This is a genomic window from Trueperella abortisuis (genome assembly GCF_030811095.1).
Classification (GTDB): Bacteria; Actinomycetota; Actinomycetes; order Actinomycetales; family Actinomycetaceae; genus Trueperella; species Trueperella abortisuis.
Genome location: NZ_JAUSQL010000001.1, coordinates 417,106 through 441,562 on the forward strand (window position 1 = coordinate 417,106; position 24,457 = coordinate 441,562).

Here is a 24,457-nt window from a genome sequence, read left to right on the forward strand (position 1 = left end):
CCTTTCTATGCAATGAGGAATCCGAAGATCCCATTGGAGGCGAGGACTGTGATCAGGCCCAGCAGGACGATGAGGCCGATGGAGTAGGGGGCGGCCTTGCGCAGAATCTCCGACTCGGAGCCCTCGGACTTGACGGCCCCCGCCGCGATGGCGAGGTTCTGGGGGCTGACGATCTTGCCGATGCCGCCGCCGATCTCGTTGACGCCGAGGAGGAGGCGGGTGGGCAGGTCGGCTGCCTGAGCGGCGGTGGCCTGCAGGTTGCCGAAGAGGGCGCCAGCCGAGGTGGCTGAGCCGGTGACGGCGGTGCCGATCCAGCCCAATACGGGGGAGAGGAAGGCGAAGGCTGCGCCCGTGCCGGCGAGCCAGGCGCCGATCGCGACCGTCTGGCCGGAGAAGTTCATGACGTAGGCCAAGGCCATGACCAGGCAGATCGTGAGGATCGCGATGCGGAGGTTGACCACCGTGGTGAGGAGGGCGCGCATGCCGGAGGCGAAGGGAAGCTGGAAGCGTCCGCTCGTGCGCGAGTAGACGATTGCCACCACAACTCCGGTGAGGAAGAGCATCGTTCCGGGTGAGGACAGCCACGGCAGGGTGAAGGTGACCGAGGAGTTCTGCTGGCCGTTCAACCCCATGACGCCGGCCAGACCCGGCCAGGTGAATGAGATGTCCGTGGAGGACAGCGCGGCCGGCACGTCGACCCCGACTCGCCACAGCTTGGCCACCGCGAAGACGATGACGACCAGCCAGTAGGGCAGCAGGCCGAGGAGGACCCGGCCGCCCGAGAGTTTCTCGTCGGCCTCGGGGGAGCGTAGCTCGTCGGGTGTTGTCGGGGACCAGAAGCGCGCCAGCGTGGCGAGGGCCGCGAAAGACAGGAGGGAGCCGACGACGGCGGCGAGCTCGTAGGACAGGAAGTTAGAGGTGAGGAAGATGCCGGCGGCCATCCCGAGCCAGGCGGCGAGCGCGGCGAACCAGGCGTCCTTGATACCGCGAATCCCGTCCATGATGAAAAGCATGAGGAAGGGGACGATGATGAGCAGGAACGGGGTGATGCGGCCCATCGTGGCGCCCACCAGGTTCGGGTCTTCGCCTCCGAGCTTGGCCACGGTGGTGACGGGGATCGCCATCGCGCCGAAGCCGACGTTGAGGGCGTTGCCCACCATCACGGCGATCGCGGCGCGGATCGGGGGAAGGCCGAGCGCCCACATCATCGTGCAGGCGATCGCCACCGGGGCGCCGAAGCCGGCCAAGCCCTCGAGCAGGCCGCAAAACGCGTAGCCGATGAGGAGGCCCTGGATGCGCATATCGCCCTTGCCGACGGCCGAGAAGACGGCCTGGACGTCGGCGGCGCGCCCGGAGCGCTCCGTGAGGTTGTATAGCCATACCGCCATCACCACGATGTAGATGATCGGGATGAGGCCGAAAGCGGCGCCCTCCAGCGCGGACATCCCGGCCATGGCGACCGGCATGTCGAAGCCGACCGTGGCCACGATCAGCGCTACTACGAGGGCACCGAGGGCGCACCAGTGGGTGGGGACGGAGAACACGCCGAGGCTGATGAAAAAGAAGACGAGTGGGAGAAGGCTGATAAGCGCCGTGATCATCGACGATCCGCCGATGGCCGCGGTGGAGGGCTGAAAAAGAGAAAGTGCAATCATAAACATCCTTGTTGAAGATTTCTTCGTTCAGTGTAATGAAACACCGCTCACCGTCCTAGCCGACAGCCGGGCAAATGCCCGTTTTTACGTAAGATTTTACTTGCACAAATAGCCAGGTATGAGGCGGGTTTACCTCTGGCATCTACCACGGTATGACAAGGGTGTGCTGAAACCGGTTTTACGATCGGGGTATGCATACGTCGATGGATATGGACAGCCCATGTCAGCCCGCGAGCGCCGGCCAGGAGGCCGTCGCTCGCTTCTTCACTTTCCTTCTTCAGGTGGTGGCCACATGGAATATCGTCGGTCTGCTCGTTGAGCGCGTGGCGCCGGGCGTGGCGGACGCGATCTCGGAGGTCTTCTGGCTGACGAACATTTCCGCCGATCCGTCCCTCATCTGGGGGCTGGTCAACGGGCTTCTGGCTTCGGGCTTCATGCGCCGCCAGCGTGCGGCGATGATCAGTTTTGTAGTCATCTTCCAAGCGAGCACCATCGCCCTTGCCGTCCCGCTCATCCCGATGTGGGAGGACTTCGTGGACGTGGGTGCGGGCGAGGAACAGTTGAGCTTCTACCTCTTCCTCGGCGGTACGGCCTTCGCCCTCGTCTCGGTGATCCTGCTGCTCTGGTCGCTTCCGGCGTTCCCGGCGCGGCTCGCGCGCGGGGCGTGGCTGCGGGCGCTCGCGGTCGGTATTGGCGGGGCCGCGATCGGCTACATTTATGCCTACCTCAGCGCCGTCATGGCTCACCACATGCCCTACCTCGCGGCGGCGAAGTGGGCGGCCGCGGCGGTTGTCAACGCGGATCCCACCAGTAGTCCCTACAACGTGGCTTACGACGCCGGCTGGTTGACCTACCTGATTGCCGAGGTGATCGTGGTGGCCAGCTTGCTCGGCGCGATCTCCACCTTCTTCCGGGCGGATGCCCGCCAGGTTGCCCGCCAGGTTGATTCCGAGGTCGCCGCTCGCACGATGCTGCTTCACGACGACGACGCGGACTCCCTGTCCTACTTCGCCACCCGGGACGACCGCCGTCTCACCACCAGCCCTAACGGGCGAGCCGCGATCTCGTGGAAGGTGACCAACGGCGTCGCGCTGGCGGGAGGTGACCCGCTCGGTGACCGGCAGTCTTGGGCGGAGGCGATCACTACCTGGAAGCTCGTGGCTCGCCGCCACGGCTGGGTGCCCGCTGTCATTTCCGCCTCCGAGGATGGGGCACGCGCATATCAGGATGCCGGCATGCACCTCATCGCGATGGGGGATGAGTCGGTCATCTACCCCGGCGATTTTTCCTTGAGCAAGAACAAGCCCGTCCGTCGCGCGATCGCCGGCCCGCGCAACGCGGGCTACACCGTGCGTATTCGCCGCCAGGAGGACATTGACGCCGATGAGCTGGCCGAGCTCGCCGCCTGCGCTGATCGTTGGCGCGTTGGCGAGGAGCGCGGGTTTTCCATGGCGCTCGGCAGGCTGGGGGACCCACGCGACCCCCGAATCCTCGTGGTCACCGCCCACGATGCCGCCGGCGAGGTCCGTTCCCTGCTGACGTTCGTGCCGTGGGGCAGGCGCGGGGTTTCCCTTGACTTCATGCGTCGTTCGCCCAACGCCGCCTCCGGGGTCAACGAGCTGATGATGACCGAGCTCATGCAGAACGCGGAGAACCTGGCCATCGACCGTATCTCGCTGAACTTCGCCATGTTCCGCTCCGCCTTCGAGGTCAGTGAGCGGGTGGGCGCCAGCCCGTTGCAGCGCCTGAACTACCGCGTCCTCATGATCGCCTCGCGCTGGTGGCAGTTGCACTCGCTGTACGAGTCCAACGCGAAGTACAACCCCGTGTGGAAGCGCCGCCTCATGTGCTACAGCTCCGCTCAGCAGCTCACCCGCACCCTCATCGCCTGCGGGCGCGCCGAGGGTTTCGTGCCCGACGTCCCCCAGGCGTTCCGGCGTCGTAACGCCGTTTCGGTGTCGGAGACGTATGTCAACGACGTCGTCGCCCGCATGCAGCCCATTATCGAGGGGATCCTCAACCCGTCGGCGATTGAACCCAAGCGCAACGAGCAGCAGCGCGTGCGCATTGCCAAGCTCAAGACGCTGGAGGGCGCGGGTATGGACCCCTACCCGCCGGCCGTCCCGCACACCGCCTCGATCGCGCAGATCAAGCGTGGAGCGGACGGGGCTGCGGACGCGGGCGAGGCCTCGATCGTGGGACGCATCTTGCGCATCCGCGACCACGGCGGCATCATCTTTGCCGACCTGCGCGAGGGCACCGACGAGCTACAGATCAGCCTCGAACGTTCCGGCACGGCCGATATGAAGCTGTGGAGGGCGGGCGTGGACCGCGGCGACGTCGTCTCCGTGACCGGCCGTCTTGGCGCCTCCCGCACCGGTGAGCCCACCTTCGCGGTGGACGCCTGGGTGATGGCGGCTAAGTCGCTGGTGGCTCCGCCGGACAAGTTCCTCGGCGTGGCCGACCCCGAGGCGCGCCTGCGCAACCGCCACATGTATCTGGCCACCGATGCCGGTGCGTGGAACCGGCTGTACACGCGTTCGGCGGCGGTTAAGGCGGTGCGTGATTTCCTCGCCGGGCGCGACTATATCGAGGTGGAGACCCCGATCCTTCAGCGCGTCCATGGCGGCGCGAATGCTCGCCCGTTCGCCACGCACATCAACGCCTACGACCTCAACCTCACCATGCGCATTGCCCCCGAGCTCTTCCTCAAGCGGTTGTGCGTGGCCGGCGTGGAGAGGGTCTTCGAGCTCGGCCGTAACTTCCGCAACGAGGGCGCCGACGCCACCCACAACCCCGAGTTCACCTCGCTGGAGGCCTACGAGGCCTACGGTGATTACCTCTCGATGCGCGAGCTCACCCGCGAACTGATCATCGCCGCCGCCACCGCGGTCCATGGCTCGCCCCGCGTGCCGCGCCCGGGTGGGGGCTGGCTCGACATCTCCGGGCCGTGGCGCTCGATCACGGTTCACGACGCCGTCTCCGAGGCCTGCGGCCAGCGCATCACGGCAGAGACGGGCGCGGAGGAGTTGCGCGCGCTGTGCAAGAAGTTCGACATCGAGGTCGGCGCTCACGCCACTGCCGGCGCGATGGTGACCGAGCTGTACGACGAGCTGGTCGAATCCCAGACCGAGGAGCCGACCTTCTACCTCGACTTCCCCGTCGAGACCTCGCCGCTGACGGCCCCGCACCGGTCCGTGCCAGGCTTGGCCGAGCGCTGGGACCTTGTGGCCTTCGGCATGGAGCTCGGAACCGCCTACACGGAGCTGACTGATCCGCTCGACCAGCGCGACCGCCTCACCCGCCAGTCGCTGCTGGCCGCCGCCGGGGATGCGGAGGCGATGGAGGTCGACGAGGAGTTCCTCAGCGCACTCGAGTTCGGGATGCGCCCCACCGGCGGGCTCGGCATCGGGATCGACCGCCTGACAATGTTCCTGGTCGACGGCACGATCCGCGACACGCTGGCCTTCCCCTTCGTCAAGCCCGCCGCGCAGTAGTCGCGGACGCGAGCTAGCGGGAGAGGATCAGCCCCGCGACCTCCGCCGGGTGGGTGATCGGGAAGAGGTGGTTCCACCCGCGCACCTCGATCAGTTCGCTGCCGATCTGGCGGGCGAACGCGCGCTGCGCGGAGCGGTACGAGCTGGCCCCGGCGCGGGGAAGCGCGCAGATGTGTAACGTCGGCGGGAGCGGACGCTCCAGCTTGAGCGCCACCCGGTCCTGGAGTTGGGAGAGCTGTGCGAGCTGGGATGTGATGACCTCCAGCCCGGCGGGAGTGCCGTAGCGGGCGCGGCGTTCGGCCCCCGAGAGCGGATCCGTGCCGGTCATGGCCACCATCGCCACCTTGCGTACGGCCGCCCCGAGCGGGGCCGCGAAGTGCGGAACCCGCAGGTGGGAGCTGGCGTCCCCGAGCGTGGTGGGGTCGAGGAGGGTGAGGGAGTCGGCGCCGTCGAGCGCCCAGGAGAGCGCGGCGAGCCCGCCGAGCGAGTGGCCGATGAGGTCGAGCCGCTCGGAGCCGTCGCGAACATCGGAGAGCCCGAGGACGTGGGGTAGGTTCTCGGCGGTCAGCGGCGCGGCCCACTGGTCGACCACGACCACCCGCCCGGGCAGGCGGTCGGCCAGGTCGGCGTAGTCACGCGGAGCGAGAGCCAGTCCGGGCAGTATCACCCACATGGCTACCTCCCATCCGGCAGGCAAGTTGAAGCATGAGGATCACCGAGGCGGCCACCTGGACGCGCGGCGCGATCCCCACAGGCAACCCGGTCGCGATGGCCACGAGTTGGACGGCCATCGCCACAATCGCCACCGCCGACACCGCGCGCATCGCCCACCCACCGGCGAGCAAGGCGCCCGCCGCGACCAGGACGAGCCCGAGCCCGGCCAGCGACGAGGTCAGCGTGTGTGCCAGGTGGCTGAAGGACACGCCGGCCTCGAGCTGGGCGCGACACGAGGCCTCAGATTCGGCGCAGTCCATGGGGAAACCGGCGTCCAGGACGGTCATCACGCCCGCGAGCGCCATCCCGCCCGGCACCAGCGCCCGCCTCACACGCTCCGGCACCGCCTCGACCAGCCGCCCCATCGCGCCCTGGAGTCCGCCACCGTCCGCGCCGGGCGGGAGGAAACCGGGCAGGAGGGCGCCGGCCGCGCCACGGCGTCGTGCCCCCCACAAGTAGAGCCCGACCGCGGCGAAGGCCACCCCCGCCACGGCGTCCATCGAACGCACCAACGTGGAGGAGGCCTGATCCACCGCCGACAGCTCGGATAGATAGGACAGGGTCGGGGAGAGTGGGTAGCCCAAAAGGGCCTCCGTCAGCACGCTGGCATACGACAGCGCACCGAGGGTTAAGACAATCGCGGCAACTAACACATGTAGAATCTAGCGCGTCGCGCGGCCCACCTTCGTCAGCCTACCGGATGAAGCGAGGGCACGATCAGCGAAAACAGGTCCTTCGGGTCCTCGGGTTCGGCCACCAGCTCGATGTCGTCGTAGTAGCCGGTGCCGGCCACGGCGTCGCGCGTGTAGCGCAGCGCCGAGAAGTCGCTCATCGCGAATCCCACGGAGTCGAACACCGTGATCTCCTCGGCCGACGTCCGGCCCGGCGCCGTGCCCGCCAGCACGTCGGCGAATTCGGTGACCGGGAAGTCGGGAGCCATCTGCTGGATCTCGCCCTCGATGCGGGTCTGCGGGGTGAACTCCACGAACACCGAGGAGCGGGTGAGGATCTTCGCCTCCAGCTCCGTCTTGCCCGGGCAGTCCCCGCCGATCGCGTTGACGTGAACCCCCGGGCGCACCTGCGCATCCGACAGGATGGTGTTGTTGGCCTTGTCGGCGGTGCAGACGGTGATGACGTCGGCCCCGGCCACGGCGTCGTCGACGCTGTCGCACACCGTGATCGCGAAGCCGAGCGGGGCGAGGTTGCGGCGGAACTTCTCCATGGCGTGCGGGTCGATGTCGAAGATGCGCAGTTCCTCAAGGCCGAGCGCGGCGCGCATGCCGAGCGCCTGGAACTCAGACTGGGAGCCGGAGCCGATGAGCGCGTGAACCTTCGAGTCCGGGCGGGCCAGCGTGCGGGCGACGAGCGCGGAGCAGGCCGCCGTGCGCAGGGCGGTGAGCAGGGTCATTTCGGCGAGGAAGGTGGGGTAGCCATTGTCGACGTCGGCGAGCACGCCGAACGCCGTGACCGTCTGGAAGCCGCGCGCCGGGTTGGAGGGGTGCCCGTTGACGTACTTGAAGGAGTACTCCACCGAGTTCGAGGTGGGCATCAGCTCGATCACGCCGATCGGGGAGTGGCTGGCCACGCGCGGAATTTTCTCAAACGAGTTCCAGTCGCGAAAGTCGTGGTCGAGGTAGTCCATCATCCCGGAGATGATGGCTTCCACGCCGGTGTCGAAGATCCAGCGCGACATATTCTTCACGTCAACGAAGGTGGTCATGGGCGATCCTTTCGCGTTTTTCATCACATCGTAGCGCACCGCCCGGGCGCGAGCGAGCGGAGGGCGCGGGCGTGTGTGCGCGGGGGTGTGGCCGAGGCGGTCTTGCCTTGCCGCGCGAGGCCGTGGCGCGGCTTTTCGGGTGTGTCCCACGACGCCGATCGCGGGCATTCCGGGCGGCCGCGGCCGAGGATATCGGGCGGGTTGCGTTACCGGATGCCACGTAGATGTCGCTAAGATGTTCGGCTCTGCGGTCGACGCGGCGGCGGCGATTCCTTATGCTTGGAAAGTTGGGAAGACGCGGCCAAATCCGGGGAGGTGAGGATGAGCAAGCGGAGCTTTCTCGCCGGATGCATTGTCCTGGGTGTCGCTATGGTTTTCGCCGTCGCGATCGGGCCCATCCTGACCCCGCCAGGGGAGGTCGCCGCCGCCCTCGGCCGCGCGCTGACCGGTGCCTCGGTCCCCGCCTCCGACGCCCTCATCACCCACATCCGCCTCCCGCGCGTGCTCATGGCGGCGCTCGTGGGCGGCGCGCTCGCGGTGGCCGGCGCGGCCATGCAGGCCGTGTTCCGCAATCCGCTGGCCGAGCCCGGCATCACCGGGGTGGGGACGGGAGCGGCCACGGTCGCCGTCATCGTCATCGTATCGGGGGCATTCCTGGCACACCCGATCCTCCTGCCGCTTGGCGCCTTCCTCGGGGCGCTCGCGGCGACTGCTCTGGTCCAGGTGGCGGGTGCGCGCGGCCCACGCGCCTCGACGGCCACGATCTTGCTGGTTGGCGTGGCGATGAACTCCTTCCTCGGCGCGATCATCGCCGCCGCCATCGCCAACGCTCCCGACGCGGAGAACGCCCGCTCCGCGATCTTCTGGCTCAACGGCGACCTCGCGGGCCGCACCATGTCCGACGTCGCGCTCGTGGCCGGGCCCGTGGTGATCGGCGCGCTCGGGGTGGGCTTGTACGCACGCGAACTCAACATGCTCTCGCTGGGTGCCTCCACCGCGCAGAGCTCCGGTGTGGCCGTGCGGCGGGTGTCCCACACGGTGCTCGCCTTCGCGGCGCTGGCCACCGCCGGGGCCGTGGCCACCACCGGGGTGATCTCCTTCGTCGGACTGGTGGTCCCGCACCTGATCCGGCTGGTGAGGGGAGAGAACTACCGGATGCTCATCCCCGCATCTTTCATCGTCGGCGCGATCTTCCTCATCGTGGCCGACACCGCGGCGCGCATGGTCTTCAAGCCGGTGGTGCTGCAGACCGGCGTCGTGACGGCTCTGGTGGGCGCGCCGATGCTCCTCTTCCTCGTGCTCCGGCAGGATCGCCGATGAGCGCGGCGGGCACGGTGAGCGCGCTGAGTCTGCGCGGGTTGCGCGTGAGCTACGGCGAGCGGCAGGTGGTGGACATCGATCAGCTCGAGCTTGACGCCGGGCAGATCGTGGGGCTCATCGGCCCGAACGGGGCGGGCAAGTCCACTCTGGTCAAGGCGATCCTCGGGCTGGTGCCCGCCGCCGGAGAGGTCGAGGTCGGCGGGCAGAACCTCGCCCGGCTGCCGGTGCGCCAGCGCGCCGCGCGCGTGGCCTACCTCGCCCAAGACTCCCTTCGTGGCTCGGCCTTCACCGGGCGCGAGGTCGTGGAAATGGGCCGGTATGCGGCCCTGCCGCGCTTCGGTTCGCTCAGTGCCGACGACGACGCCCGCGTCAGCGCCGCTCTCGCGGCCACCGGCGCGGGAGCCTGGGCCGAGCGCCCCACCCGGCAGACCTCCGGCGGGGAACGCCAGCTGACCGGCCTGGCCCGCGCCCTCGCGCAAGACGCCCCGCTCCTTCTGCTCGACGAGCCCGTCTCCGCCCTCGACCTCTCTCACGCCGTGGCCGTGCTCAAGGTGCTACGCCCGTGGGTGGCGGCTGACCGCCGTCGGACCGTCGTCGCCGTGCTACACGATCTGACGCTGTCGGCGCGATTCTGCGACGAGCTCGTCCTCCTCCAGCCTCGGCCAGGCGGGGCGCGGATCCGCGCCCGCGGCGCACCCGGCGAGGTGCTCAGCCCGGAGGTGATCGAGGAGGTCTACGGCGCGCCCGTCGACGTCCGGCTCTCCGAGGTGACGGGCACGCCCGTCGTAACCCCGCTCTAACCCCCCTCTCCGCCGCAGCGCACGCAGCTTTTCCATCTGTCATGCAAAACACACAAGAAAGGTTCACCATGATGAAGAAACTCCTGGCCGCCGCGGCCGTCCTCGCGCTCGCCGCGTGTTCCCAGGCGCCGGCAGGGTCCGGGGCGAGCGAGACCGCGTCGTCGGCAGCCACTCCGAGCGCGTCGGCGACCGCCACGCCGAGTGCGACGCCCGCCGACGAGGTCAGCGCCTACCATCACATCGTCGCCACCAGCCCCGAGACCAGCGACATGGCGCTCATGCTCGCCGGCCCGGAGAACGTGGCCGTCATCTCCGCCTCGTCGCTGAGCCCGATGGGGCAAAACCCGGAGCTTGCGCGGCAGGTCCCCGAGCGGCTCGAGACGGGCATCAACCCCGACGCCGAACAGATCCTCTCCTACAACCCGGACCTGGTGGTGATGACGACCCGCTTCGATTCGGAGACCGGTGTGGTCCAGCAGCTGCGCGACTCCGGTGTGGAGGTGCTCGACTTCGACGGCCACGAGTTCGACACCCCCGAACTCTACGCGGAGGCCGTCAAGAAGATGGGCGAGAAGCTGGGTATGCCGGCCACCGCGGCTGGGCTGACCAACGAGTTCCTCGGGCGGATCGCGCAGGTGGATGCGGACCTGGCGAAGATCGAGAACAAGAAGAGCCCGGCCGTCCTCGAACTCATCGCGCGCGGCGGCAAGGTCATGGCCATGGGGGCCAACAACGTGGTGCCCGGGCTGGCGATTCGCGCCGGGGCCACCGACGCCGGCGCGGCGGCGGGCATCACCCGCACCATGCCGATCGACGCTGAAACGCTCCTGCTGGCCAACCCCGATATCCTCTTCGTGGAGGATTTCCGCGGATCTGGACTCGAGCCTTTCCAGGATCTTCTCGACAACCCGGCGCTGGCGGACGTGCCGGCGATCAAGAACGGGCGCGTGGTGCTGCTGCCCATGAATGAGGCATCCTCCACGGCCGGCCTGCAGATGTACAAGGGCTACGCCACGATCGCCGCCGAAGTGCAGAAGTAGGAAGCAGAAGTAAGGGGTCAGTCCTCCTCGGGGAGCACCTTCTCCTCGGGGATGTTGGGCAGCTCGGTGAGCTCCTCGTCGCCCGTGTGCAGGGTGCGGTAGACCGACCAAGCGATCGCCATGAGCGGGATCGCGATGACGGCGCCCACCAGGCCCCCGGCGAATCCTCCAGCCGCCACGCCGATCGCCACCACGATCGGGTGGAGCGCCACCTGGCGTCCCATGATGAGCGGCTGGAGGAGGTGGCCCTCGATCTGCCCGATGCCGGCGATGCCGATGCCGACGATGATGAACTTGACCAGGCCTCCCGTGGCGAGGGCGACTATCATCGCCACCACCATCGCGGCCGGCGCGCCCACCAGCGGGATGAAGGTGCCGATCAGCACGAGCACCGCGAGCGGGGCCGACAGCGGCACGCCCACGATCGACAGGAAGATGAAAGCCAGGATGCCGTTGATCACCGAGATGATCACGGTTCCGCGGGCGTAGCCGGAGAAGGAGACCCAGCCGGCGGTGGCGCCCAGGTGGGTGCGGTAGCGGTTACGGGCCGGAAGAAGGTTGAGGAACCACAGCCACATCTGCGGGCCCTGGGCGAGGAAGAAGAAGGTGACGAACACCGACAGCGCCAGGATCGTCATGACCATCGCGAAGCTGGAGGCGTTGGCCATGACTGTCTGCGCGATCGTGCCGGCGTTTGACCGCACCCAGTCCGTTCCGCTGGACACGGCGTTGGAGATAGCGTCGGAGAGGTCCTGGCGGGAGAGGTGCCAGGGCAGGTCATCGCGAGTGAAGAAGTCAAGGATGGAGTTGACGCCATCTTGGAACTGGCTGGCGAGCGAGTCCCATTCGTTGGCCACCGAGTAGACGACGTAGCTGAGCATTCCGCCGAACACGATGAATCCGAAGAGCATGCCGAGGGCGGTGGCGGCCGTGCGGGGCATGAACTTCGACAGCCACGTCACGATCGGGTAGAGCACCGCGGTGAGAACGAAGGAGAGGAAGACCCCCAAAAAGACCTCCGTCACCGCGCCCAGGAGCCACGTGATCGCGACAACGACGATCCCCAGCCCGATCAGCATCCAGGACCCGAGCCCGAATTTGGCTAGCCAGTGCGGGATGCCGAGCGCCGATTGCATGCCCGGTGGGGCCGCCACCATGCCGCCCCACGTGCCCGCCGACTTCTGCTCGGCGGCCTCGGCGCCCTGCGCGTCTGCTTCGGCGCCCTGCGCGTCCGCCGCCGGCGTGTTTTCTCGCTTGAAAAGCCAACTCATCATGCTTCGAGCCTACTCGGTTGAGCGAGCGGGAACGAACCCGGCCCAACTGGGCGCTCCCCGGTCCTGCGTCCCGCTGCGTGTCGTGCCGCCCGTGCGCGGCATCAACACCGCGCTCCCCGCGCCCGCGTTCCACCGTGCCCCGCCCGCCCGCGTCGTTAACTGGTGAATCTGAGAGGTTTCGTTGCCGAAAACGAGGTTTCTAGGCGCAGGCTCACGAGTTAGCTACGTGTCGTGACGCCCTGCGGGAGACATATCGCATAATCTGCGCCCACCAGTGGCATATATACGGAATATACTCAAACAATGGGAGTATGGACGAGAAGAATAAGGACGTAAAACAGAGCGAACCGCTCGACGCTAACTCATCAGCAACCTCGGAGCTTGCCGCGCTCCTCTCGGTTGAGCAAGAGATCAACGCGGCCGACATCCAAGAAGAACCCGTCGAACTCGCCGCAGAGACGGCTGACGGTTCGATCAGCTGGGCGGTGGTAGCGCCCGCGATGGCACTGGTGGTGGCGGTGGTCGCCTGGGGCCTGGGCGCCCCGGACAACTTCGAAAGCGCCGCCTCCGCCATGTTCACCTGGGTTTTGGACAACCTGGGCTGGGCGTTCGTCTTGTTCTCGACGGTATTCGTGGCGTTCGTCGTCGTGATCGCCGCCTCGAAGTTCGGCTCGATCCGGCTGGGGGCCTCCAACGAGCAACCAGAGTTTTCGAACACGTCCTGGATCGCGATGATGTTCGCGGCCGGCATGGGCATCGGCCTGATGTTCTACGGCGCCTCGGAGCCGCTGGCCTTCTACCGCGACGGCGTTCCCGCACACCAGGCCCATGAGGTCGGCACCGCGATGGCGAGCGCCATGTTCCACTGGACCCTGCACCCGTGGGCGATGTACGCCATCGTCGGACTGGCGATCGCGTACTCGACCTACCGCATCGGGCGCCCGCAACTCATCTCGGCCGCCTTCACCCCGCTCATCGGTGAGGCTCGCGCCAACGGGGCGCTCGGCAAGATCATCGACTCCCTGTCCATCTTCGCCACCGTGTTCGGCACCGCCTGCTCACTCGGGCTCGGCGCCCTCCAGATCCGCGCGGGCCTGACCGCGGCCGGAATCGTGGACAACCCCGGCACGGGGCTCATCATCTCGATCGTGTCCGTGCTGACCCTGGCCTTCCTGCTCTCGGCGATGTCCGGGGTGGGGCGGGGCATCCGATACCTGTCGAACGCGAACATGGTCTTCGCCGCGATCCTCGCGCTCGCCGTGTTCGTGCTCGGCCCGACGATCGCGCAGCTCAACCTCCTGCCCGGCTCTGTCGGCGCCTATCTGTCACAGTTCTTCGAGATGGCTGGGCGCACCGCCCAATCCGCCAACGGCACCGCCGGGCAGTGGCTCTCCGGCTGGACGATCTTCTACTGGGCGTGGTGGATTTCCTGGTCACCGTTCGTGGGCATGTTCATCGCGAGGATTTCGCGCGGACGCACCATTCGCGAGTTCTGCATGGGCGTCATGTTCATTCCTGCCGGCCTGTCCACCGTGTGGTTCGCGATCTTTGGCGGCACCGCGATCTCGATGGAGCTTGCCGGCGATTCGATCTACGGAGACGGCTCGGTCGAGTCCCAGCTGTTCAACCTGCTGCACTCGCTGCCGGGCGGCTTCGCCCTCGGCCTCATTGCGGTGCTGCTGCTAGCCACCTTCTTTATCACGTCCGCGGATTCCGCCTCCACCGTGATGGCCTCGATCTCCCAGGGCGGGCGGGCCACGCCGTCGCCGTGGCTGTCGGGAGTGTGGGGCCTGCTGACCGCAGCCATCGGGCTGACGTTGCTGGTTTCTGGCGGCGACGGCGCGCTGGGCAACATCCAGTCCGTGACGATCGTGGCGGCCACCCCGTTCCTTTTCGTGGTGGTAGCGCTCATGTTTGCGCTGGTCAAGGACCTGCGCAATGATGTCGTCTACCTCGATCAGCGCTCGCAGGAGGCCTTCCAGCGCCAGCTGGCGGTCGAGCGGCGCCATCGGCGTGAGCGCGAGGAGGAGAAGAGGCTCAACCGGGCCTTCCGCCAGGCGATGGGCAGGCGTGGCCCCCGGGAGCTCCGGGATCCCTGGGAGCACCGGGACTCCAGCAAAACCGAGTAGCCCGCGCTGATCTTGTGGCTAACTGGTGAGTATGGTGGGTTTCGTCGTGAAATCCGGGGTTTTCGGGCTCAGATTCACCAGTTAGCTACGGCACCCGCGGAGCCGTGGGTTCTGGCTCCTGACCCCCTTGTGGCTAACTGGTGAGTTTGGTGGGTTTCGTCGTGAAATCCGGGGTTTTCGGGCTCAGATTCACCAGTTAGCCACGGCACCCGCGGGAGCGGGTAAGATGTGCGGGAACCGAACGAAAACGGAAGTGACATGATCTCAACCCTTGACCAGCTCATCCTCGACGTGGCGGCGGCCGAGGCGCCGGGCGCGAAGACCGTGGCGATCCTTGACGACCCCGCCGCGAGCCTGCTGTGCGCCGCGCTCGATTCCGCGGAGCAGGTGTGGGTGGCCTCCCGCACGGTGATGCAGGCGCGGGAAGCGGAACAGGTCGCGCGGGAACTCGGCGCCCGCGATCGTGTCCGGATCGCGGGCGTGGATGGCGCGCTGAGACTCGACGAGTTCTTCGCGCAGGGCGTGGATGTGGCCCTTGGCCGCACGCCCAAGTCCTTGGAGGAGGTTTCCTACCTGGCCGGATCCGTCCCGGCGGGCGCCTTCGTGTTCGGTGCGAACAACAAGCACATGGACCGCGGGCACAACGCCACCCTTGCCCGCTATTTTGACGATGTCCACGCATCCCACGGGCGCGGGAAGTTCCGGTGCCTCATAGGCGCGGGACGAACCGGGCGGGCCTACGAGCCCGCCGAGCGTGAGTCGGAGGTCGGGAAGATCGTGGGCGTTGGCGGCGTGTTTGCCGGCGCCGACGTCGACCACGGCGGCCAGATGCTCGCCGACACCGCGCTGGCCGAGCTTCGCGCTGAGCGCCGGACGGCCAAGCTCGCAGCGAATCCGTGGGATTCCTGGGAGGCACCCAAGCGGGTTGATACCGGCCTTGATGTCGTTGACCTCGGGTGCGGCAACGGTTCGGTGGCGCGCGCCGTGCTCACCGCCCTACCGGAGGCGGCCGTGCTCGCCACGGACGCCCATGCCGACGCTGTCGTCTCCTGCACTCTGACCCTCGCCGACTTTGGGGATCGTGCCCGCGTGACCTGGGACGACGCGGCCGGGCAGGAGCCGGTCGGGAGCGCCGACGTCGTGCTCCTTAACCCGCCCTTCCACGCCGGGACGGCACTGGACGCCACCCTCGTCCAGGATCTGCTGGACGCCGCCGCGCGACTGCTACGCCCAGGCGGGCGGCTTTACATGGTGCATAACAATCACCTGCGCTACCGCCCCGAGGTGGAGCGTCGGGTGGGCCGCACGCGGCAGCTGGCCCGGAACGCCAAGTTCACGGTGCTACGGGCGGATGCTCCGGCCTAGGCCTTGACGTAGCCGTAGCCTTCGGCTTGCAGCTTGGCGATCTCCACGATGCCCGCCGGGACGATCCGGACGTAATCGGGGACGAGTTCCTCCTTGACCTGGCGCTCGTCGAGGGCGATGTGGCACACCACGAAGGTCACGCCCTCGCCCTCTAGGCCGCGGATGCGGGCCATGCGGTTGGGGTCGGTTTCGAGCTGGGAGAAGGAGCGGACGGCGCCTCCATTGGCGACGACGACGGCGCGGTTTCCCTTGTCTGCGCGGACGAAGTTTCGCACGGAGCGTAGGGTGAACGGCCAGCGGTCGTTCTCGTTGATGTGGAAGACGAGCTTGTAATCGGACATTCTTTTCCCCTTCGAAAATGCCGGTAGGTGTGCCGGTTGTCACGAACCGGTTCTCTTGGTGCTCACACTACAGGCTTCGCGGGGTATTTTCACGTCAAGATAAAAACTTCTTCATGTAAGGCGCCGGCCCACCCTCACGGGACGTTGCGGAGGTATCTACTACCATGGCAAGTAGCATGACGGCGGTGGCGCCGCAGTCCAAGTAGAACGTGGGTTGGCATATGAATAAGCAGGAGCTTGCCTCTCGGATCTGGCAGTCCGCGAAGAGGATGCGCTCGAACATCGAGGCGAACGAGTACAAGGACTACATTCTCGGCTTCATCTTCTACAAGTTCCTGTCCGAAGAGCAGGTTGCAAAACTGAGGAATGACGGCTTGGATGACCTGACGCTACTGACGGAAGACGACACCGAGATCGTCGAATACACCCGTGACCTGTGCGGTTATTTCATTTCCTGCGACAACCTGTTTGAGACGTGGTTGGCGAAGGGAAACGACTTCGGCATCGACGATGTCCGCGACGCGCTATCCGCCTTTAGTCGCAACATTGATCCCGCTCGCAAGAAGGTGTTCAGCGGGATCTTCGACACTCTCCAGACGGGGTTGTCGAAGCTGGGCACGGACGCCCGAGCCCAGTCGAAAGCGGCGCGTGACCTGATCTACCTCATCCGGGATATCCCGATGGGTGATAAGCAGGATTATGACGTACTCGGTTTCATCTACGAGTACCTCATCTCGAAATTTGCGGCAAACGCGGGCAAGAAGGCGGGCGAATTCTACACGCCGCACGAGGTGTCGCTTCTGATGAGCGAGATCGTCGCCTGGCATCTGAGGGGCCGCGAGAACATCGAGATTTACGATCCGACTTCGGGCTCGGGCTCGCTGCTGATCAATATCGGTGCGGCCGTAGCGCGCCGGAACGGTAGCAGGGACAACATCAAGTTCTTTGCGCAGGAGCTGAAGCAGAACACGTACAACCTCACTCGTATGAACTTGGTGATGCGCGGAATCTTGCCGGATAACATCGAGGTCCGTAATGGTGACACGTTAGCTGCGGACTGGCCCTGGTTCGAGTCGGATGAGACCAGGGAGGAAACATACACCCCGTTGTTCGTGGATGCTGTGGTGTCGAATCCTCCGTATTCTCAGCAGTGGGAGCCCGAGGATAAGGATCTGGATCCGCGGTTTGCAAACTATGGTGTGGCGCCGAAGTCGAAGGCGGATTATGCCTTCCTGCTTCATGATCTTTTCCACCTAAAGCCTGACGGCATCATGACGATCATCTTGCCGCACGGTGTGCTCTTCCGTGGCGGTGATGAGGGCAAGATCCGTCAGAATTTGCTGGAGCGCGGCCATATCCAGGCGGTGATCGGTTTGCCGGCGAACATCTTCTACGGCACGGGTATCCCCACGATCATCTTGGTGCTGCGGAAGGTGAGGTCGGACCGTGACGTCTTGATCGTGGATGCCTCGAAGAACTTCGTGAAGGCTGGCAAGCAGAATATGCTGCGGGCTTCGGATATTCAGCGGATCACGGACGCGGTGACGGGACGCCTCGAGGTTGAAAGGTTTAGCCGCTTGGTCTCGCTTGAGGAGATCCGTGCCAACGACTACAACTTGAATATTCCCCGCTACGTCGATTCCTCTGAGCCGGCAGAGTCGTGGAACCTACACGCTTTGCTTTTCGGTGGAATCCCGGAGGATGAGCTGGATCGGCTTTCAGCTTTCTGGGAGGCGTGGCCAGGTGTGCGGGAGAAGCTGTTTGCCGTGAAAGAGGGCGGCATTGATGCCCGGGACGTCGACGTCGAGGATGTGCTTGCTCGCGACGACGCCGTCGCGGCTTTTCGTTCGACATTCGGCCGGGCTGTGGGGTCTTTCCCTGCACGGATTAAGGAGCGGCTTATCGATTGTCGGGCGAGCGTTAACATGCTCGCTGAGCGGGGCCGGTTCGCGGCTGAGCTTCAGCAGTCCTTGACGGGCATCGGGCTCATCGATTACTACGACGCGTTCCAGGTCCTTGATGATTCTTGGAATGTGATGAGCCAGGATTTGGAAGTCATCCAAACCGAGGGCGAGTCTAAGATCATGGCTACGGCACCAAACATGGTGATTCGAAAGAAGAACGGCAAGGACGTCGAGGTCCAGGAAGGGTACGTGGGCAGGATCCTGCCGTTCGAACTGATCCAACGCAAGCTCTTGAGTGCTGAGCTTGACGAGCTGGATACCATGAGGGGTGATGCCTCGAAGGTCGGCGAAGAATTGGTTGCGCTGGTAGAAGTTCTCCCTGAGGATACGCCCGACGATCTGCTCAACGAGGCCAAGACGGCCTTCGCCCGGAAGGGCGTGGTCGATTACCTCAAGGCCGTGGGGATCGGGTCGCGTGCGGTGCCGGAGGACTACCCGGAGGAATCGTTAGAGAGAGTCGTGCTGCAGGCAAAGTCTCTTTTGGAGGAGAAGACCCGCCTCGATAGGAAGATAAAGACCGCGACGCGCGAGCTCGAAGATCAGACAAAGGAGCGATTGGAGAGCCTAAGCATTGAGGAAGCCCTTGAGCTTCTGCATGAGAAGTGGAGTGTTCCCCTCATGGATGGGCTGGCGGGCTTGGCCGAGGCGAAGGTCGCTGAGTGCGTAACTTCGGTTCGTGAGCTCGTTAAGAAATACGATTCCACCTTCGCGGACGTCTCGCGGGAGATCGCCGAGACTGAACGCGAGCTTTCCGCTCTGCTGGGGGACCTCACAGGCGACGACGCCGACATGGAGGCAATCGCCGAGCTCGAGCGTCTCCTCGGGGGTGAATAAATGCTTGAAGAGAGGAACGTCCCGCAGATCCGTTTCAAGGGGTTCACTGAACCTTGGGAACAGCGTCAGCTAGGAGAGATGGGCTCAACGTATGGGGGGATGACTGGGAAGACTAAGGAAGACTTCGGGCATGGTGGCGCGAAGTATGTGTCGTACACGAATATCTTCAATAATCCTGTCGCTGATCCGACGGATTTTGGTGTGACGGAAGTTGATCCGCGGCAAAACCGAGTTCACCACGGTGATGCTCTTTTCACGATTTCTTCAGAGACACCAGAGGAAGTTGGGCTCTCGTCGGTTTGGCTTTCTGTTACGGAAAATCTCTATCTTAATAGCTTCTGTTTTGGTTTCCGCCAAGATGGGAGTTTTAATTCTTTCTATCTTGCGTACATGCTCAGATCAAAGAGTGTCCGCGACAGAATCATTCTCCTGGCACAGGGGATCTCACGTTTCAATATTTCCAAGGGAAAGGTGATGGAAATTGAGGTTTCTGTTCCCCAAATAGGTGAGCAGAAAAAAGTGGGCAACCTTCTGCATGATGTTGACCAACTTATCGCCCTTCATCAGCGTAAGCTCGACAGATTGAAGAGCGTCAAGAAGTCACTCTTGGAAAAAATGTTCCCGAAGCCTGATTCGGATGTTCCGGAGATTCGTTTCGTTGGATTTACTGACCCTTGGGAACAGCGTCAGTTGGGGGATACTGTAGAAGTATGCAGTGGTCGTGATTACAAGCACTTGCCAGCGGGAAGGATTCCTGTATATGGCACAGGCGGATATATGACTAGCGTTTCGGCCGCTTTGTCATATGCACGAGACGCAGTTGGTATCGGGCGCAAGGGAACGATTGATCGCCCATATAAGTTAGTAGCTCCATTTTGGACCGTGGATACACTGTTTTTCTCAATTCCGCGCGAGGGTAACGATCTAGATTTCCTTCTCGGAGTGTTCCTCCGGATCGATTGGAAAAGCAAGAATGAAGCGACAGGATTACCGAGTCTCTCGAAACAAACAATTAATGAGATCGAGGTTTTCATTCCGGAGGCAACTGAGCAAAGCCGAATCGGTCATGTCTTTGCCAAGCTCGACAACCTCATCACTCTTCATCAGCGTAAGTTGGACATACTTGGGAGAATTAAGAAATCCTTGCTCGAGAAGATGTTTGTGTGAGCAAGGTGACTCAGATCTGTGAGGGGGAGTCCATGATAGATAGGAAACGCGCCATGGAAGAGGCCATCCATTCCGGTGAAATGGAAGGAGCGTACGTTTCTACGCAGTTCAGGGAGGATGCTGCAGAGTACGTGAAGGGTGATATCTCAATTGAGGAACTGATGAGACGGACGAAGCGTCGGTGGATCCCTGAAGGATCGCAGACCCGTGAGCGATGAGTTCAAGGATCCGTATGTCGACGAAGAGTACGGGGTTCTGCACAATCTTGTTGGGGCTCGGAACTACTCGGAGCTTCGAAACGCAGAGGGTGAACTCGTTAGCGCTCGACTGAATGAGTACCTTACGATTGCTGACCTAGATTTCTCCGGTTCGCTTGATGACTTCAGAAACATTCATCGGTTCATCTTCCAGGACATCTACGCCTGGGCTGGCGAAATTCGGACAGTTGAGATCGCAAAGGCGCATGAAGGAGCCCAGTTCTTTCTTCCCTCTGTTAACATCGCGACGGGATTCGCGTGGGCTCAAAAAGAGCTAGCAGCGGACGATTACCTGCGGGGGCGGGGAATCTCGGACTTCGCTACACGGCTTGCCTATCACTTCGACAACTACAATTTCATTCACCCATTCAGAGAGGGAAACGGTAGAGTTCAACGTTTGTTTTGGTCGGTCATGGGACACAAGGCTGGTTTCGACCTCGACTGGAGGCTGGTGTCCGGAGCTGAGAATGATGAAGCGAGTCGTTTGGCGGCCGACGACGGCAATCTCGAACCCCTGATTAAGATTTTCCTCCGTATTTCATCACCTTGTGACCCAGACGAGCCGATTAATTCAAGACTTGTCTATTTTGGGCGGCTGGGGGATGCATGATTATCAGCATTCCAGCCGCACAGCCTCGGCCCGCTTGGGAACAGCGTCAGTTGGGGGATACTGTAGAAGTATGCAGTGGTCGTGATTACAAGCACTTGCCAGCGGGAAGGATTCCTGTATATGGCACAGGCGGATATATGACTAGCGTTTCGGCCGCTTTGTCATATGCACGAGACGCAGTTGGTATCGGGCGCAAGGGAACGATTGATCGCCCATATAAGTTAGTAGCTCCATTTTGGACCGTGGATACACTGTTTTTCTCAATTCCGCGCGAGGGTAACGATCTAGATTTCCTTCTCGGAGTGTTCCTCCGGATCGATTGGAAAAGCAAGAATGAAGCGACAGGATTACCGAGTCTCTCGAAACAAACAATTAATGAGATCGAGGTTTTCATTCCGGAGGCAACTGAGCAAAGCCGAATCGGTCATGTCTTTGCCAAGCTCGACAACCTCATCACTCTTCATCAGCGTAAGCATTCGCCCCCGAAAATCCGAAATTCAGCGTTGTGCCCACTCAGAGTAAAGGAAGTGTCATGACATTCGAACGTGAATCAGACTTCGAGGAAGCCGTCATCGAGGTTCTCAAACAGAACGGCTGGAATGATTCAGGCGGGGTGCTGAAGAATCCAACCGAGCAGGATCTCATCCGGAACTGGGCAAACATCCTCTTCGCCAACAACAAGCACAGAGATCGGCTCAACGGTGTGCCGCTCACGGATAACGAGATGGCTCAGATCATCAACAAGGTTCAGGAGCTTCGTACCCCACACGCGCTCAACGGTTTCATCAACGGCAAGACGGTCTCGATCAAACGCGACAGCCCGGACGATCCAGAGCACCTCGGCAAGGAAGTGAGCCTCAAGATCTATGATCGTCAGGAAATCGCGGCGGGAGACAGCCGGTACCAGATCGCCCAGCAACCCAGGTACCCCGCGTCGAACCGCATCCGCAACGACCGCCGAGGAGACCTATGCTTGCTGATCAACGGCATGCCGGTCATCCACATTGAGCTTAAGCGCAGCGGGGTGGCGGTCAGCCAGGCCACGAACCAGATCGAAAAGTACTCCCATGAAGGAGTCTTCACCGGGATCTTCCAACTCGTGCAGGTATTTGTTGCTATGACGCCCACCGAACTGAAGTACTTCGCCAATGCGGGACCGGACAAGTTCAATCCCGCCTACTTCTTCCACTGGGCGGACGTGAACAACGAGCCGATGTGCGCGGGAGACGACTCAACACCGCACCCGTGGAAGCGCGTCACGGAAAGGCTGTTGTCCATTCCGATGGCGCACCAGCTCATCGGCTTCTACACGGTGGCCGACGCTACGGATGGCTCCCTCAAAGTGATGAGGAGCTACCAGTACTACGCGGCAAGCGCGATCTCGAATGTCGTGCGCAACCACGACTGGAAAACGCCCCCGCTCGCAGGCCAACGCGGGCACCTCGGTGGCTACATCTGGCACACCACTGGCTCAGGCAAGACCATGACGAGCTTCAAGTCGGCACAGCTGATTGCCGATTCTGGCGACGCCGACAAGGTTGTCTTCCTCATGGACAGGATCGAGCTGGGCACCCAATCCCTTAGGGAGTACCGCGCTTTTGCCGATGACGCCGATGATATCCAGGGCACAAGTAACACGCTGGAACTCAAGGAAAAGCTGCTCAGTTCTAGCCCGTCTGAGAAACTCATCGTCACTTCGATTCAGAAGATGAGCAACCTCAAGCTTGGCGGTGATCTGCTCCGGCAACACGACGTGGAGGCATTGAACAACAAGCGGGTCGTGTTCGTCGTTGACGAAGCGCATCGTTCAACGTTCGGTGAGATGTTGCAGACGATCAAGCAGACCTTTCCCAACGCGCTCTATTTTGGATTCACTGGCACGCCGATCCTTGATGAAAACAAGAAGAAGGACACGACTACGTCAATGGTCTTCGGTTCCGAGCTACACAGGTACAGCATTGCGGACGGGATTAGAGACGGGAACGTCCTCGGCTTCGACGTATACCAGGTGACCACCTTCAAGGATGCGGACGTGCGCAAGGCAGTAGCGCTCGAGAAAGCGAAGGCCTCGAGCGTCGATGAAGCATTGGCTGATCCGAAGAAGAAACAAGTCTTTTACCACTATATGCACGACGTGCCGATGGGGCCATCGGAGGACGAGCTTGGCCGGCCCCGTGAGTCAATTGAAGGACACCTTACCCAGGCCCAGTACGGGGATGACACGGCACACAAGGAGATGGTTGTTGCCGACATCCTCGACCAGTTCCAGATCCTCAGTCATGGTGGGAAGTTCCACGCGATCCTCGCCACCAGCTCGATCCCTGAAGCGATCACGTACTACCGTAAATTCAAGGAACAGGCGCCCCACCTAAGCGTGACTGCACTGTTTGACCCAAACGTGGACAACTCCGACGGCGCGATCGTCAGGGGTGATGCGCTCGTGGAAATCATTGAGGGCTACAATGCCCGCTACGGCAAGAGCTTTACGATCCCCACGTGGTCCGCGATGAAGAAGGACATCTCGGCGCGCCTCGCCCACAAGACGCCCTACCTCACCATCAATACGAATCGTGGCGAACGGATCGACTTGCTCATCGTTGTGGATCAGATGCTCACCGGCTTCGACTCCAAATGGGTCAACACGCTCTACCTTGATAAGGTCATCCAGTTTGAAAGCATCATCCAAGCCTTCAGCCGCACCAATCGCGTGTTCGGGCCTGACAAACCATTTGGAACCGTGCGCTATTATCGCAAGCCGCACACGATGAAACGAAATATCGAGGCAGCAGTTAAGCTCTATTCTGGTGAAAAGCCCCCCGATATTTTCGTGCAGAAACTGCCGGAGAACATTGACCTCATCAACGAGAAGGCAGCTCGCATTCTCGAGCTATTTGAGGTTGCTGGCGTTTCCGACCTCAGCCGACTGCCCGACACCGAGGAAGAGAGAAAGATGTTCGCCAAGCTCTTCATCGAGTTTGACCGGGCTCTCGAGGCTGCCCACATCCAGGGCTTCACGTGGGGGATTGATACGTACGAGTTTGTTGACGACGACGGGCGTCGGCATTCGCGTACGGTCACGATTAACGAGGAGACCTACCTCATCCTGCTTCAGCGCTACCGGGAGCTGTTTTCAGCGGGCAGTTCGGCGGAGCTGTCTGTACCCTACGACCTGGCCGGGCACATCATCGAAAACGATACGGCCCGGATCGACGCTGACTACATGGAACTGAGATTTACCAAGTGGCTACGGGCATTACAGGGCGACGATCCGGATCTGGATGCGATCACCAACGAGCTCCATCGCTCGTTCGCTGCCCTGAGCCAAGAAGAACAGCGTCACGCGCAGAGCCTTATCCACGACATCGAATACGGCCATCTGAGAGTGGAGGAGGGACAAACTCTTCGCGACTGCATCAACGTCTACGCGAAACGCTCCGAAAATGCGCAGGTGGAGAAGGTGGTCGATAGCTTCGGTGTCGACCGGTCGGCTCTCGAACAGCTGCTTCGGTTGAGACTGACCGAGAACAACCTCAACGAGTTCGGGCGGTTCGAGAAGCTGGTCGCTACGATCGACACCGGCCGCGTCATCCGGTTCCTCACTCAATACGATTCAGGTTACGCCGCAGAATTCCGGGCGAAGATGCGAGTGCGGAATCTACTCAAAGATTTTGTCCTTGAGGGGGGATTTGATCTCGATGAGCGGATGCACTCGGCAACCTAATACCGCCCCCCGGCGCCTTCATCAGCGTGAGCAACTCACTGAAGGAAGA

General features: G+C 63.1%; 18 protein-coding genes. 12 read left to right on the plus strand and 6 right to left on the minus strand.

Features of this window, described 5'->3' with window-relative positions; translation table 11 throughout:
* Positions 1-5: 5 nt before the first annotated feature.
* Positions 6-1,655 carry an L-lactate permease gene (locus J2S45_RS01740; RefSeq protein WP_407702449.1) on the minus strand — a complete coding sequence of 550 codons (1,650 nt, stop codon included), beginning with the start codon at positions 1,653-1,655 and terminating at the stop codon, positions 6-8.
* 191 nt (positions 1,656-1,846) lie between these two features.
* On the opposite strand from J2S45_RS01740, the gene lysX reads away from it, so the two are divergent.
* The gene (gene lysX, locus J2S45_RS01745; protein ID WP_307634345.1) at positions 1,847-5,152 is read left to right on the plus strand and encodes a bifunctional lysylphosphatidylglycerol synthetase/lysine--tRNA ligase LysX; all 3,306 of its coding nucleotides are present in this window, start codon (positions 1,847-1,849) and stop codon (positions 5,150-5,152) included.
* A gap of 13 nt (positions 5,153-5,165) precedes the next feature.
* Here the strand turns inward: lysX and J2S45_RS01750 are convergent, their stop codons facing one another.
* Genes J2S45_RS01750 through J2S45_RS01760 form a run of 3 tightly spaced genes read right to left on the minus strand, consistent with a single transcriptional unit; the run spans position 5,166 to position 7,586 of the window.
* Entirely contained in the window at positions 5,166-5,825 is a 660-nt protein-coding gene (locus J2S45_RS01750) for an alpha/beta hydrolase (protein WP_307634346.1), read from the minus strand.
* Positions 5,785-6,519 carry a DUF998 domain-containing protein gene (locus tag J2S45_RS01755; protein ID WP_307634347.1) on the minus strand — a complete coding sequence of 245 codons (735 nt, stop codon included), beginning with the start codon at positions 6,517-6,519 and terminating at the stop codon, positions 5,785-5,787. Before J2S45_RS01755 ends, J2S45_RS01750 begins: the two co-directional genes overlap by 41 nt.
* Positions 6,520-6,554: 35 nt before the next feature.
* The gene (locus J2S45_RS01760) at positions 6,555-7,586 is read right to left on the minus strand and encodes an ornithine cyclodeaminase (protein WP_307634348.1); all 1,032 of its coding nucleotides are present in this window, start codon (positions 7,584-7,586) and stop codon (positions 6,555-6,557) included.
* A 369-nt stretch (positions 7,587-7,955) separates the two neighbouring features.
* On the opposite strand from J2S45_RS01760, the gene J2S45_RS01765 reads away from it, so the two are divergent.
* The 3 genes from J2S45_RS01765 to J2S45_RS01775 all read left to right on the plus strand — a co-directional run bounded on the left by J2S45_RS01765 (position 7,956) and on the right by J2S45_RS01775 (position 10,746).
* Positions 7,956-8,906 (plus strand): FecCD family ABC transporter permease, encoded by a 951-nt coding sequence (locus tag J2S45_RS01765; RefSeq protein WP_307634349.1) that lies wholly within the window; start codon positions 7,956-7,958, stop codon positions 8,904-8,906.
* On the plus strand, positions 8,903-9,706 hold the full coding sequence (locus J2S45_RS01770) for an ABC transporter ATP-binding protein (protein ID WP_307634350.1): 804 nt from the start codon (positions 8,903-8,905) through the stop codon (positions 9,704-9,706). The genes J2S45_RS01765 and J2S45_RS01770 overlap by 4 nt, the downstream gene beginning before the upstream one ends.
* A gap of 68 nt (positions 9,707-9,774) precedes the next feature.
* Positions 9,775-10,746, plus strand: coding sequence for an ABC transporter substrate-binding protein (locus J2S45_RS01775; RefSeq protein ID WP_307634351.1), 972 nt, complete (start codon positions 9,775-9,777; stop codon positions 10,744-10,746).
* A 17-nt stretch (positions 10,747-10,763) separates the two neighbouring features.
* Here the strand turns inward: J2S45_RS01775 and J2S45_RS01780 are convergent, their stop codons facing one another.
* Positions 10,764-12,020 carry an AI-2E family transporter gene (locus tag J2S45_RS01780; protein WP_307634352.1) on the minus strand — a complete coding sequence of 419 codons (1,257 nt, stop codon included), beginning with the start codon at positions 12,018-12,020 and terminating at the stop codon, positions 10,764-10,766.
* A gap of 311 nt (positions 12,021-12,331) precedes the next feature.
* Between J2S45_RS01780 and J2S45_RS01785 the strand changes: the two genes are divergently transcribed.
* Together J2S45_RS01785 and J2S45_RS01790 are read left to right on the plus strand one after the other, a co-directional pair.
* Positions 12,332-14,149 (plus strand): BCCT family transporter, encoded by a 1,818-nt coding sequence (locus tag J2S45_RS01785; protein ID WP_307634353.1) that lies wholly within the window; start codon positions 12,332-12,334, stop codon positions 14,147-14,149.
* A gap of 258 nt (positions 14,150-14,407) precedes the next feature.
* Entirely contained in the window at positions 14,408-15,514 is a 1,107-nt protein-coding gene (locus J2S45_RS01790) for a class I SAM-dependent methyltransferase (RefSeq protein WP_307634354.1), read from the plus strand.
* Here J2S45_RS01790 and J2S45_RS01795 read toward each other — a convergent pair.
* Complete coding sequence (locus tag J2S45_RS01795; protein ID WP_296929816.1) at positions 15,511-15,855, minus strand: DsrE family protein; 345 nt, start codon at positions 15,853-15,855, stop codon at positions 15,511-15,513. The two genes, J2S45_RS01790 and J2S45_RS01795, sit on opposite strands and share 4 nt — an antisense overlap.
* Positions 15,856-16,076: 221 nt before the next feature.
* On the opposite strand from J2S45_RS01795, the gene J2S45_RS01800 reads away from it, so the two are divergent.
* From J2S45_RS01800 to J2S45_RS01825, 6 genes are read left to right on the plus strand one after another with little or no spacing between them, the layout of a single operon-like run.
* Complete coding sequence (locus J2S45_RS01800) at positions 16,077-18,653, plus strand: type I restriction-modification system subunit M (protein WP_307634355.1); 2,577 nt, start codon at positions 16,077-16,079, stop codon at positions 18,651-18,653.
* On the plus strand, positions 18,654-19,820 hold the full coding sequence (locus tag J2S45_RS01805) for a restriction endonuclease subunit S (RefSeq protein ID WP_307634356.1): 1,167 nt from the start codon (positions 18,654-18,656) through the stop codon (positions 19,818-19,820).
* The gene (locus J2S45_RS01810) at positions 19,817-20,038 is read left to right on the plus strand and encodes an antitoxin VbhA family protein (RefSeq protein WP_307634357.1); all 222 of its coding nucleotides are present in this window, start codon (positions 19,817-19,819) and stop codon (positions 20,036-20,038) included. The genes J2S45_RS01805 and J2S45_RS01810 overlap by 4 nt, the downstream gene beginning before the upstream one ends.
* Positions 20,028-20,687, plus strand: a complete 660-nt coding sequence (locus J2S45_RS01815) for a Fic/DOC family protein (protein WP_307634358.1) — start codon at positions 20,028-20,030, stop codon at positions 20,685-20,687. Before J2S45_RS01810 ends, J2S45_RS01815 begins: the two co-directional genes overlap by 11 nt.
* On the plus strand, positions 20,684-21,223 hold the full coding sequence (locus J2S45_RS01820; RefSeq protein ID WP_307634359.1) for a restriction endonuclease subunit S: 540 nt from the start codon (positions 20,684-20,686) through the stop codon (positions 21,221-21,223). The genes J2S45_RS01815 and J2S45_RS01820 overlap by 4 nt, the downstream gene beginning before the upstream one ends.
* Complete coding sequence (locus J2S45_RS01825) at positions 21,220-24,408, plus strand: type I restriction endonuclease subunit R, EcoR124 family (protein ID WP_307634360.1); 3,189 nt, start codon at positions 21,220-21,222, stop codon at positions 24,406-24,408. Before J2S45_RS01820 ends, J2S45_RS01825 begins: the two co-directional genes overlap by 4 nt.
* Positions 24,409-24,457 lie beyond the last annotated feature (49 nt).

Coding starts and splice junctions, on each gene's coding strand:
- J2S45_RS01740 (WP_407702449.1), bottom strand. CDS start 1,655: ATGATTGCACTTTCTCTTTTTCAGCCCTCCACCGCGGCCATCGGCGGA.
- lysX (WP_307634345.1), top strand. CDS start 1,847: ATGCATACGTCGATGGATATGGACAGCCCATGTCAGCCCGCGAGCGCC.
- J2S45_RS01750 (WP_307634346.1), bottom strand. CDS start 5,825: ATGTGGGTGATACTGCCCGGACTGGCTCTCGCTCCGCGTGACTACGCC.
- J2S45_RS01760 (WP_307634348.1), bottom strand. CDS start 7,586: ATGACCACCTTCGTTGACGTGAAGAATATGTCGCGCTGGATCTTCGAC.
- J2S45_RS01765 (WP_307634349.1), top strand. CDS start 7,956: ATGGTTTTCGCCGTCGCGATCGGGCCCATCCTGACCCCGCCAGGGGAG.
- J2S45_RS01770 (WP_307634350.1), top strand. CDS start 8,903: ATGAGCGCGGCGGGCACGGTGAGCGCGCTGAGTCTGCGCGGGTTGCGC.
- J2S45_RS01775 (WP_307634351.1), top strand. CDS start 9,775: ATGATGAAGAAACTCCTGGCCGCCGCGGCCGTCCTCGCGCTCGCCGCG.
- J2S45_RS01780 (WP_307634352.1), bottom strand. CDS start 12,020: ATGATGAGTTGGCTTTTCAAGCGAGAAAACACGCCGGCGGCGGACGCG.
- J2S45_RS01785 (WP_307634353.1), top strand. CDS start 12,332: ATGGACGAGAAGAATAAGGACGTAAAACAGAGCGAACCGCTCGACGCT.
- J2S45_RS01790 (WP_307634354.1), top strand. CDS start 14,408: ATGATCTCAACCCTTGACCAGCTCATCCTCGACGTGGCGGCGGCCGAG.
- J2S45_RS01795 (WP_296929816.1), bottom strand. CDS start 15,855: ATGTCCGATTACAAGCTCGTCTTCCACATCAACGAGAACGACCGCTGG.
- J2S45_RS01800 (WP_307634355.1), top strand. CDS start 16,077: ATGAATAAGCAGGAGCTTGCCTCTCGGATCTGGCAGTCCGCGAAGAGG.
- J2S45_RS01805 (WP_307634356.1), top strand. CDS start 18,654: ATGCTTGAAGAGAGGAACGTCCCGCAGATCCGTTTCAAGGGGTTCACT.
- J2S45_RS01820 (WP_307634359.1), top strand. CDS start 20,684: ATGATTATCAGCATTCCAGCCGCACAGCCTCGGCCCGCTTGGGAACAG.
- J2S45_RS01825 (WP_307634360.1), top strand. CDS start 21,220: ATGACATTCGAACGTGAATCAGACTTCGAGGAAGCCGTCATCGAGGTT.